Here is a 12,726-nt window from a genome sequence, read left to right as displayed (position 1 = left end):
GCACCACCTCCGCACCCGACGTACGACGAGAGAGAGCGCAAACGTGATCAACGACGTGATGAACGATGCCGACGCCAAGATGGGCAAGTCCGTCGAGGCGACCCGCGAGGAGTTCGCCGCCATCCGCGCCGGGCGCGCCAACCCGGCGATGTTCGCCAAGATCACCGCCGACTACTACGGCACGCAGACCCCGCTGCAGCAGCTGGCGAGCTTCACCTCCCAGGACGCGCGCACCATCTTGATCCAGGTCTTCGACGTGGGCGCGATGCCGGCCGTCGAGCGCGCGATCCGCGACTCCGACCTCGGCGTCAACCCCTCCAACGACGGCAAGGTGCTGCGCTGCGTCTTCCCGGAGCTGACCGAGGAGCGCCGCAAGGAGTACATCAAGCTCGCCAAGGGCAAGGCAGAGGACGGCCGCGTCTCGGTGCGCAACATCCGCCGCACGGCCAAGCAGGCGCTCGAGAAGCTCGAAAAGGACGGTGAGGTCGGCAAGGACGACGTCACCGGGGCCGAGAAGCGCCTCGACGGGCTCACCAAGACCCACACCGACAAGATCGACGACCTCCTCAAGCACAAGGAAGCAGAGCTGCTCGAAGTCTGAGCGCCCACCCATGACGACCTCCGAGCCACCCGCACCCGGGGTGCCCCAGCCGCCGGCAGAGGCGATCAAGAAGGACCACGGCCGCGCAGGCCGCGATCTGCCCACCGCCATCGTCTCCGCCGTGGTGCTGGTCGGGGCGATCCTGCTGTCGCTGCTGTTCTGGAAGACCGCCTTCATGGCGATCGTCGCCGCGGCGGTCGTCATCGCGATCTGGGAGCTGCACAACGGCCTGGGCGCCAAGGACATCGACATCCCCGAGCAGCCGCTGATGCTCGGTGGCGTCGTGATGGTCGTCGTGGCCTACTTCTACGGCGCGCCCGCCCTCGTCACGGCCACCGCGGTCACGGCCCTGGTGATCATGCTGTGGCTGCTGCGCCGCGGGGTGGACGGCTATGTCAAGAACGCCACGGCTGCGGTGTTCACGCTGATCTACGTGCCGTTCCTCGGCGCTTTCGTCGCGTTGCTGCTCTCGGAGGGCGGGCACAACCCGGCCTTCGGCCTCGACACCGACGACCCCGGCGTGCGCGGCATCATCACCTTCATCGCGATCACGGTGGCCTCCGACACGGGCGGCTACATCGCGGGCGTGCTGTTCGGCAAGCACCCGATGGCTCCGGTCATCTCGCCCAAGAAGTCGTGGGAGGGCTTCGCCGGCTCGACCGTCGCGTGCGTCGCGGTCGGCGTCTGGCTCGTGACGTCGTTCCTCGGCGGCGACTGGTGGGTCGGCCTCCTGCTCGGCCTGATCACCGTCGTCATGGCCACGCTCGGTGACCTGTGCGAGTCCGTCATCAAGCGCGACCTCGGCATCAAGGACATGAGCCAGGTCATCCCGGGGCACGGCGGCCTGATGGACCGGCTCGACTCGCTGCTCGCGACCGTCGCGCCGATCTGGCTGATCCTCTACTACCTCGTCTACTGAGGCGTCGTCGTGCGCGTCCTGGTCACCGGCGGTCGGACCGGCTACCTGGGTCGTCACGTGGTGGCCGCGGCCGCCGCCCACGACGTGGTCGCCGTGGGGTCGACCGACGCCGACCTGAGGGACCGCGACGCCGTGGAGGCACTGCTCGACCGACACCGGCCCGACGCGGTCGTCCACACCGCCTACGTCCAGTCCGACTGGGACGTCACCGCCACCGGTGCCGCGCACGTCGCCCTGGCGGCGGCGTCCCACGCGGCGCGCCTGGTCCTCGTCTCCAGCGACGTCGTGTTCTCCGGCGCGGACGTGCACTACGACGAGTCGGCCAGGCCCGATCCGGTGACCCCCTACGGCGCAGCCAAGGCCGCTGCGGAGACGGTCGCACTGGCCGTCTGCGCGGACGTGGTGGTCGCGCGCACCTCGCTCATCCTCGGCGACGGGAGGTCCCCGCACGAGCGCCTCGTGCACCGCCTGGCCGAGGGCGCCGATGGTGCTCTGTTCGAGGACGAGCGGCGCTGCCCGGTCCACGTCGGCGACCTCGCGGCAGCGCTCGTCGAGCTGGTCACCCACGAGGTCCGGGGTGTCCTCCACGTCGCGGGCCTGGACGCGATGAGCCGCCTGGAGCTCGGGCGGTTGATCGCCCGCCGCGACGGGTGGGATCCCGACCTGCTCCGTGGCGCGAGCCGGGCCGAGCTCGCGGTCCCCGGTCCCGTCGACGTGCGCCTCGACTCCTCCCTGGCCGAGCGCCTCCTCACCACGCGCCTGCGTGGCGCCCGGGAGTTCGTGTGACCCTCCACCTGGTCCGCCACGGTCGCCCGCTGATGGTTCCCGGCACGCCCGCGGCCGAGTGGGACCTCGACCCCGCGGCGTACGACGACGTGTGGGCGTTGCGCGCCTCCGGCCGGCTGCCGGCGCGCGCGGCGTGGTTCAGCTCGCCCGAGCCCAAGGCCGTCCAGACCGCCCAGCTCCTCACCGACACGGAGGTCGGCGTGCTGCGCGACCTGCGCGAGCACGAGCGCTCGGGGGAGCAGGTGGACGACTTCCCCGGCGTCGTACGCCGTGCCTTCGACCGCCCCGACGCCGCGGCCGTGCCCGGCTGGGAGCCGTTGGGCGCGTGCCGCGCGCGCGTCGTGCCGGCCGTACGCCGGGTGCTGGACGTGCACGGCGGCGAGGACGTGGTCCTGGTGGGCCACGGCACCGCCTGGACGCTCGCGGTCGCCGACCTGACCGGACAGCCGCCCGACCTCGAGCGCTGGGCCGGGCTCGCGATGCCCGACGTGATCACCGTCGACGGGTGAGCGCCTCGAAAATCCTCGCACCGCGTGCCCAGCGGCCACGGGCCCGGTCCACCGCCTACTCTGGAGGCGTGGAGACCGACGAGCTGCAGCAGACCGAGGAGTCGCGCGAGCGATCCTTCGAGTGGTGGCACCACAGCCACCCGACCTTCGCGGGGATCACCGGCTTCTTCGCCGGCATGCTCTTCGTCACGGCGCTGCCGGGAGCCTTCGTCGGCATCCTGCGGCTCCTCTTCGACTACGACACGGCCGAGCAGCTCTTCCCCCTGATCCTCATCGCGCTGGTCCTGCCGATCACGATGCTGGTCAAGCGCAAGACGCGCCGCTTCGCCCAGTTCATGTTCGTCGGGATGCTCGTCACGGCGCTGGTCGTCCTCGGTGTCACGTCGCTGGTCCTCTACTTCATGGTCGACGCCTGAGTCGTCGCGTCGCCTCGCGAATCGCCGCGTGACCGCGGGGATGGGAGAATCGCTCCGCGATGTCAGATTCCACTCAGCAGCCCATCAAGACCCTGCCCCTCGTCTTCGACGAGCCCCGCGGACGCAAGAAGCCCCCGCGGCACCTCGCCGACCTCGACGAGGCCGGCCGCAAGGCGCTGCTCGAGGAGATGGGCCTCCCCGGCTTCCGCGCCAAGCAGCTCTCGACCCACTACTTCGGTCGCCTCGTCGACGACCCCGCGGAGATGACCGACCTCCCGGCCACGCAGCGTGACGAGCTGGTCGCAGCACTGCTGCCCGACCTCATGACGCCGCTGCGCACGCTGGAGGCCGACAAGGGCACCACGCGCAAGACGCTCTGGAAGCTCTTCGACGGTGCGCTCGTCGAGTCGGTGCTCATGCGCTACCCCGACCGTGCCACCGTCTGCGTCTCCAGCCAGGCCGGCTGCGGGATGGCGTGCCCGTTCTGCGCCACCGGCCAGGGCGGCCTCCAGCGCAACATGTCGACCGCCGAGATCGTCGAGCAGGTCGTCGCCGGCGCGCGATCGATGGCGCGCGGCGAGGTCCCCGGCGGCCCCGGACGCGTCTCCAACGTGGTCTTCATGGGCATGGGCGAGCCGCTCGCCAACTACAAGGCCGTCATCGGTGCCGTCCGCCGCCTCGTCGACCCGTCGCCCGCCGGCCTCGGGATGAGCGCCCGCGGCATCACTGTCTCGACCGTCGGCCTCGTGCCGAGGATCAACCAGCTGACCGAGGAGGGCATCCCGGTCACGCTCGCGCTGAGCCTGCACGCGCCCGACGACGAGCTGCGCAACGAGCTGGTCCCGATCAACACCCGCTACTCGGTCGCCGAGACCGTCGAGGCCGCCTGGAACTACGCCCGCGTCACCAAGCGTCGCGTCTCCATCGAGTACGCCATGATGCGCGGCATCAACGACCAGGCGCACCGGGCCGACCTCCTCGGCGACGTGCTCAACTCCTACGGCGACTGGGGATGGGTGCACGTCAACCTGATCCCGCTCAACCCGACGCCCGGCTCCAAGTGGACCGCCTCCGACCCGGCCGACGAGCGCGAGTTCGTCCGTCGCCTCGAGGCCAAGGGCATCCCCACGACCGTGCGCGACACCCGTGGCAGCGACATCGACGGAGCCTGCGGCCAGCTCGCCGCCGTGGAGTAGTCCCGGGCAGACCGTCCTGTCGGGGACCGTTCACGTGTCGTCTGCCCGGATCGGGGCCGGTGTTGCCGACCGATCCCTAGCGTCCGTCGCATGGACCTGCTCGAGAGGCGGCGTCAGAGCCGCAACGTCACGGCGAACATCGTTGCGATCACCCGTCCCGCGAGCGCGGAGCTCCGGGTCCTGGTCGTCACCGAGTCCTTCCTGCCCCAGGTCAACGGCGTCACCAACTCTGTACGCCGGGTGCTGGAGCACCTGGCGGCCGAGGGCCACGAGGCTGAGCTGATCGCGCCGACCGGCCCGTCGACGTACGCCGGCTTCCCGGTCACCCACGCCCGCGGCGCCAACCTCCCGTTCTACGCCGACTTCCGGATCGGGTTGGAGACCCGTCGCCGGCTCCGGGCCGCGATGCAGCGCTTCCGCCCCGACGTGGTCCACATCGCCTCACCGGCCGCGCTCGGCTACCAGGCCGCGAAGGCAGCGCGCTCGCTCGGCATCCCGACGGTGGCGATCTACCAGACCGACCTCGTCGGGTTCGCCGACCGGTACGCCGTGCCCGGCGGCGCTCGCGCGATGGAGTCGCTCACCCGGCGGATCCACCTGGGCGTCGACCGCACGCTGGCCCCGTCGACCGCCAGCATCGCCCAGCTCGAGCGGCTGGGGATCGACGCGGTCGCCCGGTGGCCCAGGGGAGTGGACCAGGAGCTGTTCCGGCCTGCGCGTCGCGACGAGGCGCTGCACGCCGAGCTCGCACCGCACGGCGAGCACCTCGTCGGCTACGTCGGCCGCCTGGCCGCCGAGAAGGAGCTCGAGCTGCTGGCCCGGGTCGACCGGCTGCCCGGCGTCCGGCTGGTGCTCGTGGGCGGCGGGCCGGAGGAGGCCCGGTTGCGGGCGCTGCTCCCCGACGCCGCGTTCCTCGGCGTGCTGCACGGCGACGAGCTGGCCCGGGCGTACGCCACGCTCGACGTCTTCGTCCACACGGGGCGGCACGAGACCTACTGCCAGTCCGCGCAGGAGGCGCTGGCCAGCGGGGTGCCCGTGGTCGCGCCCCGCGCCGGTGGGCCGATCGACGTCGTCGACGACACCGTCACCGGCTACCTCTACGAGCCCGGGGACGCCGAGGAGCTGGCGGCCCACGTCGAGCACCTGCTCGCCCGGCCGGTGCTGCGGCGACGGATGGCGCTGGCCGCGCGACACAGCGTGCGGGACCGCACCTGGCAGGCCGTCAACCAGCTGCTGGTGAGCCACTACCGCGACGTCAGCGCTCCGGCTGTCAGTCGCCGCGCGGCCGGCTGAGCGAGACCGCCGCGACCGCCTCGTCGAGGCTCTCGACGAGGTGGACGTGCGACTCCATCGCCCGGCCCTGCGCGAGCGAGCGGAGCAGCGGCCAGACCGGGAGCTCCTCGGTCCAGTGCCGTCGGCCGACGAGCACCATCGGAGCGATGGTCGACGGGTCGCCGTAGTAGTTCTCGCAGGCGTCCTGGAACACCTCCTGGACCGTGCCGGCCGCGCCGGGGAGGAAGACGATGCCGGCGTTGCAGATCTCCAGCAGGGTCGCCTCACGGGTGGCGTTGCGGAAGTACTTCGCGATCGTGGTGGCGAACGGGTTCGGCGGCTCGTGCCCGTAGTGCCAGGTCGGCACCCCCAGCGAGTCGTGGCCCGGACCGTGGGCGTCGATGACCTCGAAGGCGGCCCGGGCCCACGCGCCGACGTCGGGACGGAAGGACGGCACGGCCGCGAGTCGCTGCAGCGCGTCGTCGACCGCAGTCGGGGGCTCGTCGGCCAGGAAGGCGCCAAGGTTGGCCGCCTCCATCGCTCCGGGGCCGCCGCCCGTCGCGACGGTCAGGTCACGGCCGAGCCCGTGGCCGAGGCGCGCGGCTGCGGCGTACGTCCCGCTCCCGCGCTCGAGCGAGTGGCCGCCCATCACGCCCACCACCGAGCGGCCCGCGAGCCACGTCTCGAGCGCCACGTCGACGGCGTGGTCGTGCAGGTCCATCGCGAGCGCGTCGTCGGCGTCGGGTCGGCCCTGCGACCAGGCGTACGCCCTGGCGTCGAGGGAGTCGCGGTAGCGCGGGGTGTCGTAGAGGTCGCGTGGCGCGTAGAGCGAGGCCCGGTAGGGGTCGATCGGCACACCGGGGATGTCGGGCAGGACCACGGCGCCGGCCCGGCGTACGGCGTCGCCCTCACCCTCGGCGAACTCGCAGCCGAGGAACAGCGACTGGGCCAGCGACCGGGTGAGGAGGGTCGGCCCCCGCTCGGTCAGGTCGAGCCCGACCACCCGCCAGCCGGCCAGCGTCGTCGCCCCGCCGGCCAGCCGTCGGTCGAGGTCGGCCAGCGAGGTGACGTCGAGGACACGTCCGCGGGAGTGCTTCACGTCGGACAACCTATGTGGCTGGGTGGTGGGTCTACGGAGACTCACGACCCAGCGGTCGGTAGCCAACCGATGAGTTGGCGGGTGGGGCCCCCTGGAAGGGGTGTCTGCGGCTCCGACCCGCCAACTCACCAGTGGGTGGACCAACTCACGAGTTGGCGGGTTGGGGGCCGCGTGTCGTCGTTGCCCGGCTCAGAACGCGTGCGCCATCAGGTCCCCGAACAGCTCTTGCTCGTCGATCTCGAGCCCGCGCGAGCGGAACCAGCCGGCCATGTTGGCGCAGTCGCGCAGCAGGAAGTCCATGCCGCGTGGGTTCCCGACCAGGTCCACCATCTGGGGGAGGTCGATGATGACGAGCCGGTCGCCCTGGGCGAGGGTGTTGTAGGGCGACAGGTCCCCGTGCACCAGCCCGGCCTGGACGAGCGTCAGCAGCGCCTCGCGGAGCTGGTCGTAGAACCCCTGGACGACCGACGGCTCCGGGCGGACCTGCGCCACCCGCGGGGCGGTCTCCCCGTCGTGGGTGATCCACTCCATCATGATCTCGGTGTCGTCGATCTGGACCGGGTAGGGGACCGGGAGACCGAGCTCCCAGCAGCGGCGCAGGGCGTTCCACTCCGAGACCGCCCACTCGCCGGCCGCCACCTGGCGGCCCCAGGTCGACTTGCGCTTGAGCGCGCGGTTGTCGCGCGAGCGCTTCATCGACCGGCCCTCGGTGTAGGACGCGGCACGGTGGAAGGTCCGGTGGTCGGTGTCGCGGTAGCGCTTGGCCGCCATCACGACCGAGCCGTCGGCGTCGTGGGGGTCCGACCGCTCCACGAGGAAGACGTCGGCCTCCTTGCCGGTCTTGAGGACGCCGAGCTCGGTGTCGATGGCGCCGCTGGACGTCACGACCCAGTCGGGGCGCGGTTCGGGACCCCGCATCAGGGCCTCGAGGTCCTCCCAGCGGGACCACTGCTGTCCTGCGCCGAGGTCGTCGGCGTAGGTGTCGAACGTGAAGACGAACGTCTCGTCGATGCCCTCGACGGGCGAACGGTCGTCAGGCCGGAGGAAGTCCTCCGGAAAGGGTCGTGAGGTGTCGTGGGACAAGGTGGGTGCTCCGGGTGTGAGAAAGGTGGTCGGCGGACAGGCCGAGGACAGTCATGGACATGTCACGACTCCTTTCACAGGCGGGCGGCGCGCGTCGCCACCCGGAGTACGCCGCCCAGTCTGGCGCAGGGGGCGGGAGACCGCACGTGAATATCTGGGCTAGGTTCGTCAGGGTGACCACGCGAACCCTCACGAGGCCCCTGCTCGCCGCCGCCCTCTGCGCGGCGATGACCGTCGGACTGACCAGCGCCACCGCGACCGCCGAGCTCGCCCCGCGCGCTCCGGTCGACGGCGCGTCAGGGATCGGTGATCCCTACTGGCCGCTCGATGGCAACGGCGGCATCGACGTGACGGCCTACCGGATCTCCAACCGCTACGCGCTGGACACCAAGCGGCTGAGCGGTCGGACGTCGGTCGAGCTGACCGCGACCCAGGACCTGGCGAGCTTCTCCCTCGACTTCCTGCTAAAGGTGTCGGCAGTGACGGTCGACGGGGTGGAGGCCGGCTTCGTCAAGACCGACGGCGGCCACGAGCTGCGCATCACGCCCGCCCAGGCGCTGCTCGCCGGCAGCGAGCACACCGTCGTCGTGACGTACGCCGACCGCCCGGGGAAGTACGCGTACGCCGGGGAGAACAACTGGCTCGCGAACAAGCGCGAGGTCGTCACCATGAACGAGCCGCACATGGCGACGTGGTGGTTCCCCGCCAACGACCACCCTCTCGACAAGGCGATCGTCGACGTCCGCATCCGCGTGCCCAAGGGACGCGAGGTGATCTCGAACGGAGAGCTGAAGGGCAGGCGCACCGGGAAGACGTCGACCACGTGGCACTGGCGCGCGGACGAGCCGATGGTGCCCTACCTCGCGTTCTTCGCGGCCGGTGACTTCACCATCGCCAAGGGGACCCGCAAGGGGCTGCCGTGGCTCGTCGCGGTCTCGCAGGGCCTCAGCGAGGGTGACCAGCGGGCCAGCATGCGGCTGATGAAGAAGACCCCGACCGTCATCGCCGGCCTCGAGAAGGACCTCGGCCCCTACCCGTTCTCCGTCGTCGGCGGCATCACCACCTCGCTCGACCCCGGTTTCGCGCTGGAGAACCAGACGCGCCCGACCTACCCCGCGGTGGGCGGCAGCTACACCAGCCTCGTCGTGCACGAGCTGGCCCACCAGTGGTTCGGCGACGACATCGCGGTGCAGGGCTGGCGCGACATCTGGCTCAACGAGGGCTTCGCGACCTTCATGGAGTGGCGCTGGACCGAGACCCACGGCGGACGCAGCGCCGACGCCATCCTGGACAGCTACTTCGACAACGTGGACGCGTCCTCGGACTTCTGGAAGGTCACCGTCGCCGACCCCGGCGCCGCCAAGATCTTCGACTCCGCGATCTACGGCCGCGGCGGGATGACCCTGCAGGCCCTGCGCAACCGGGTCGGCAACCAGGACTTCTGGAAGATCCTGCGCACCTGGATCCGCGAGCAGCGCGGAGGCAACGGTGCGAGCGAGGAGTTCGAGGAGCTCGCCGCACGGGTCAGTGGCGAGGACCTCGGCAGCTTCTTCACCGCCTGGCTCCGGACGCCGACCAAGCCGGCCGAGACTGCGGACAACGGGCTGGCCTGATCGCCCGATGCCTGATGTGAACTGGTTCCGCGCGCCCACGGACGGCGACGCCGGCACCCTCAACGCCTGCTACAACGCCCTCGACATCCACGTGATCCGCGGGCGCGCGGAGGACATCGCCCTCACCGATCCCGGCGGGGACTGGACCTTCGCGCGGCTCCTCACCGAGGTGGGCGCGTGCGCGGGGGTGCTGCGCGCCTTCGGCATCGGGATCGGCGACCCGGTCGCGGTCGGCGCCGTCCCGCGCGTGACGGGGATTGTCGTGGGCCTGGCGGCCGCGCGCGTGGGCGCGGTCAGCGTGTACGACGACCCGCCGGCCGCCGACGCCTCGATGGTCGTCAGCGACAGCGCGGACGGCGTCGTGCTCACGGCCGACGACGAGCCTCTCCCGTGGGACATCGCCCAGCGCGCCGGGCGGACCGATCCGGCCGGCTGCGCGGACGTGCCGGGTGACGCCGTGCTGGCGCGCCACGGCGACCGCACGCTGACGGTCCTCGCGGCGCTGGGTGCCGGCGACCAGCAGTCGTCGCCCCCGGGCCTCGAGCTCGTGCAGGTCGGCGGGCTGGAGTTCTGGTCGTTCGCGAGTCACTGACAGACTGATCCGGTGAGCGCGCGCGACATCGTCATCCTCGGCTCGACCGGCTCCATCGGCACCCAGGCCCTCGACCTGGTGCGCGCCCATCCCGACCGGTTCCGGGTGGTCGGGCTGACGGCCGGCGGCTCCCAGGAGGAGCTGTTCGACGCCCAGGTGGCGGAGTTCGCGCCGGCGTACTCGGGGCTCGGCGAGGACGCCTCCACCGAGGCCGCCTCGATGGCGTGCGACGTCGTGCTCAACGGCATCACCGGTGCGGTCGGCCTGCGACCCACCCTGGCCGCGCTCGACGCCGGCACCACCCTCGCGCTGGCCAACAAGGAGTCGCTGATCATCGGCGGTCCGCTGGTCAAGGAGCGCGCCCGCCCGGGGCAGATCGTCCCCGTCGACTCCGAGCACAGCGCCATCGCCCAGAGCCTGCGCGCCGGCTCGGCGACCGAGGTGCGTCGCCTCGTGCTGACCGCGTCGGGAGGTCCGTTCCGCGGCCGCAGCGCCGCCGAGCTGGCCGACGTGACCCCCGACCAGGCGCTCGCCCACCCCAACTTCGCGATGGGCCGCGTCATCACGACCAACTCCGCGACGCTGATCAACAAGGGCCTCGAGGTGATCGAGGCGCACCTGCTCTTCGACGTCCCCTACGACCGCATCGACGTGGTCGTCCACCCGCAGCAGCTCATCCACTCGATGGTGGAGTTCGTCGACGGCGCCGTGGTCGCCCAGCTCGGCCTGCCGACCATGCTCGTGCCGATCGCGATCGGGATGGCCTGGCCCGACCGGGTCCCCGACGCGGAGACCCCGATCGACTGGACGAAGGCCGCCGACTGGCGCTTCGAGCCCCTCGACGACGAGGTGTTCCCGGCGGTGACGCTCGCCCGTCGGGCGGGGGAGCGCGGTGGCACCGCGCCCGCCGTCTACAACGCTGCCAACGAGGTCGCGGTCGACGCCTTCCACGAGGGGCGGCTGCGGTTCCCGGACATCGTGTCCACGGTGAGGCGGATCCTGGACGCCCACGACGTACCATCGAGGGAGCACTTCACCGTGGACGACGTCCTCGCGGCCGACGCCTGGGCGCGCGCGGAGGCGGCCGCCCTCATCCCCTGACAAGGACCTGCCCCCACATGACCGTCCTGCTCTACACCCTCGGCGTCGTCTCGTTCGTCGTGGCGATCCTCGTCTCGATCGGGCTGCACGAGTTCGGCCACCTCGTCCCGGCCAAGAAGTTCGGCTGCAAGGTGCCGCAGTGGTTCATCGGCTTCGGGCCGACCGTGTGGAGCAAGCAGATCGGCGAGACCGAGTACGGCATCAAGGCGATCCCGCTCGGCGGCTACGTCAAGATCGTCGGGATGCTCCCCCCGGGAGCCGAGGACCTCGTCGAGGAGACGACGTACGACGAGGACGGCGAGGCGGTGCACAAGGTGCGCCGCTCCAACACCGGGATGTTCACCCAGCTGATCTCCGACGCGCGCGCCGCGGAGTGGGAGTACGTCAAGCAGTACGACACCGACCGCCTCTTCTACCGCCTCGCGTGGTGGAAGAAGGTGATCGTGATGGCGGGCGGCCCGATGGTCAACATCGCCATCGCGACGTCGCTCTTCGCGATCCTGTTCGCGACCTACGGCAACCCGCGCGACCAGGTCGTCGAGCCCACTGTGCAGTCGGTACCCGCGTGCGTGATCCCAGCGGCGGAGGCCGGTCGCGAGTGCACGGCCGCGGACCCGCCGACCCCGGCCGCCGAGGCCGGCATGCAGGCCGGCGACGAGATCGTCAGCTTCAACGGCACGCCCTTCTCCGACTGGGACACCTTCCAGGAGCAGATCCGCGCCAACGCCGACGGCGACGCCATCATCGAGATCGTCCGTGGCGGCGAGCCGATGACGCTCGAGACCAACACCACCGTCACCCTTCGCCGGACCTCCCTCGAGGACGAGACGATGACCGAGGTCGGCTTCCTCGGGGTCCAGCCGGAGGTGAACCTCCAGACCGGTGGCCTGCTCTACACCGCCGACCAGATGGGCACCATGACCGTCGAGACGGTCCAGGCGCTCGGCCAGCTGCCGGTGAAGGTCTACGAGGTGGGCCGCGCGATCGTCGGGCTGCAGGAGCGTGACCCGGAGAGCCCGGTCTCGATCGTCGGGGGCGGCCGGTTCGCCGGCGAGGCCGCGGCCAGCGAGGCCTTCCCGCTCGTGGACAAGATCGTGACGCTGCTCTTCCTGATCGCGAGCTTCAACTTCTTCATCGGCATGTTCAACTTCGTGCCGCTGCTCCCGCTCGACGGCGGCCACATCGCCGGCGCGCTCTACGAAGGTCTCAAGCGCGGTGTCGCCCGCCTGCGCGGTCGCCCGGACCCCGGGCACGTCGACGTCGCCAAGCTCCTGCCGGTGGCGTACGTCGTGGGGCTGGCGATGCTGGTCATGGGCGTGGTCCTGATCGTGGCCGACCTCGTGGTGCCGCTCCACATCAGCTGAGCGGCGGGGGCTCCTCCCTGGCACTCTGTCGGGCGGTGAGCCAGACAGGTTCGGCAGCCTCAGAACCTGCTTCACGCACCGCTTCACCAGGGTCCGGGGCCGGGCGGTGAGCCAGGCAGGTTCGGCAGCCTCGGAACCTGCCCCACGCACCGCCCCCGCGGCGGTCCCGCCGAGA

General features: G+C 71.4%; 13 protein-coding genes. 11 read left to right on the top strand and 2 right to left on the bottom strand.

Annotation, left to right across the window (positions count from 1 at the left end):
* The first annotated feature begins 46 nt into the window (after positions 1–46).
* The 7 genes from frr to BM127_RS06320 all read left to right on the top strand — a co-directional run bounded on the left by frr (position 47) and on the right by BM127_RS06320 (position 5,720).
* Positions 47–601, top strand: coding sequence for a ribosome recycling factor (gene frr / locus BM127_RS06350; protein ID WP_198554223.1), 555 nt, complete (start codon positions 47–49; stop codon positions 599–601).
* A gap of 10 nt (positions 602–611) precedes the next feature.
* Positions 612–1,520, top strand: coding sequence for a phosphatidate cytidylyltransferase (locus BM127_RS06345; protein ID WP_091196090.1), 909 nt, complete (start codon positions 612–614; stop codon positions 1,518–1,520).
* A gap of 9 nt (positions 1,521–1,529) precedes the next feature.
* Positions 1,530–2,306, top strand: coding sequence for an SDR family oxidoreductase (locus tag BM127_RS06340; protein ID WP_091196088.1), 777 nt, complete (start codon positions 1,530–1,532; stop codon positions 2,304–2,306).
* Positions 2,303–2,815: a histidine phosphatase family protein gene (locus BM127_RS06335; RefSeq protein ID WP_091196086.1), complete on the top strand. Its 513-nt coding sequence runs from the start codon at positions 2,303–2,305 to the stop codon at positions 2,813–2,815. Before BM127_RS06340 ends, BM127_RS06335 begins: the two co-directional genes overlap by 4 nt.
* A gap of 68 nt (positions 2,816–2,883) precedes the next feature.
* Positions 2,884–3,231, top strand: coding sequence for a hypothetical protein (locus BM127_RS06330; protein ID WP_091196083.1), 348 nt, complete (start codon positions 2,884–2,886; stop codon positions 3,229–3,231).
* 59 nt (positions 3,232–3,290) lie between these two features.
* Positions 3,291–4,427 (top strand): dual-specificity RNA methyltransferase RlmN, encoded by a 1,137-nt coding sequence (gene rlmN, locus BM127_RS06325; protein WP_091196080.1) that lies wholly within the window; start codon positions 3,291–3,293, stop codon positions 4,425–4,427.
* Positions 4,428–4,517: 90 nt separating this feature from the next.
* Positions 4,518–5,720: a glycosyltransferase family 4 protein gene (locus BM127_RS06320; protein ID WP_091196078.1), complete on the top strand. Its 1,203-nt coding sequence runs from the start codon at positions 4,518–4,520 to the stop codon at positions 5,718–5,720.
* Here the strand turns inward: BM127_RS06320 and BM127_RS06315 are convergent.
* Entirely contained in the window at positions 5,698–6,798 is a 1,101-nt protein-coding gene (locus BM127_RS06315; protein WP_091196075.1) for an LOG family protein, read from the bottom strand. The two genes, BM127_RS06320 and BM127_RS06315, sit on opposite strands and share 23 nt — an antisense overlap.
* A 189-nt stretch (positions 6,799–6,987) precedes the next feature.
* Complete coding sequence (locus tag BM127_RS06310) at positions 6,988–7,881, bottom strand: serine protein kinase RIO (protein WP_091196072.1); 894 nt, start codon at positions 7,879–7,881, stop codon at positions 6,988–6,990.
* A gap of 173 nt (positions 7,882–8,054) precedes the next feature.
* Between BM127_RS06310 and BM127_RS06305 the strand changes: the two genes are divergently transcribed.
* The 4 genes from BM127_RS06305 to BM127_RS06290 are packed head-to-tail and all read left to right on the top strand — an operon-like array spanning position 8,055 to position 12,551.
* Positions 8,055–9,494, top strand: coding sequence for a M1 family metallopeptidase (locus BM127_RS06305; protein WP_175507335.1), 1,440 nt, complete (start codon positions 8,055–8,057; stop codon positions 9,492–9,494).
* Between the two features lie 7 nt (positions 9,495–9,501).
* Positions 9,502–10,086 (top strand): AMP-binding protein, encoded by a 585-nt coding sequence (locus BM127_RS06300; protein WP_139227671.1) that lies wholly within the window; start codon positions 9,502–9,504, stop codon positions 10,084–10,086.
* Positions 10,087–10,098: 12 nt separating this feature from the next.
* Entirely contained in the window at positions 10,099–11,187 is a 1,089-nt protein-coding gene (gene dxr, locus BM127_RS06295; protein ID WP_175507334.1) for a 1-deoxy-D-xylulose-5-phosphate reductoisomerase, read from the top strand.
* A 17-nt stretch (positions 11,188–11,204) separates the two neighbouring features.
* Positions 11,205–12,551, top strand: coding sequence for a M50 family metallopeptidase (locus tag BM127_RS06290; RefSeq protein ID WP_091196066.1), 1,347 nt, complete (start codon positions 11,205–11,207; stop codon positions 12,549–12,551).
* The last annotated feature ends 175 nt before the right edge of the window (positions 12,552–12,726 follow it).

The sequence above is a fragment of the Nocardioides alpinus genome (genome assembly GCF_900112035.1).
GTDB classification, from domain to species: domain Bacteria; phylum Actinomycetota; class Actinomycetes; order Propionibacteriales; family Nocardioidaceae; genus Nocardioides; species Nocardioides alpinus.
This window is presented reverse-complemented; position numbering and strand designations above follow the sequence as displayed.

Excerpts from the sequence above, each read along its gene's own strand:
- BM127_RS06345 (WP_091196090.1), top strand. The coding sequence starts at position 612 with ATGACGACCTCCGAGCCACCCGCACCCGGGGTGCCCCAGCCGCCGGCA.
- rlmN (WP_091196080.1), top strand. The coding sequence starts at position 3,291 with ATGTCAGATTCCACTCAGCAGCCCATCAAGACCCTGCCCCTCGTCTTC.
- BM127_RS06320 (WP_091196078.1), top strand. The coding sequence starts at position 4,518 with ATGGACCTGCTCGAGAGGCGGCGTCAGAGCCGCAACGTCACGGCGAAC.
- BM127_RS06300 (WP_139227671.1), top strand. The coding sequence starts at position 9,502 with ATGCCTGATGTGAACTGGTTCCGCGCGCCCACGGACGGCGACGCCGGC.
- BM127_RS06290 (WP_091196066.1), top strand. The coding sequence starts at position 11,205 with ATGACCGTCCTGCTCTACACCCTCGGCGTCGTCTCGTTCGTCGTGGCG.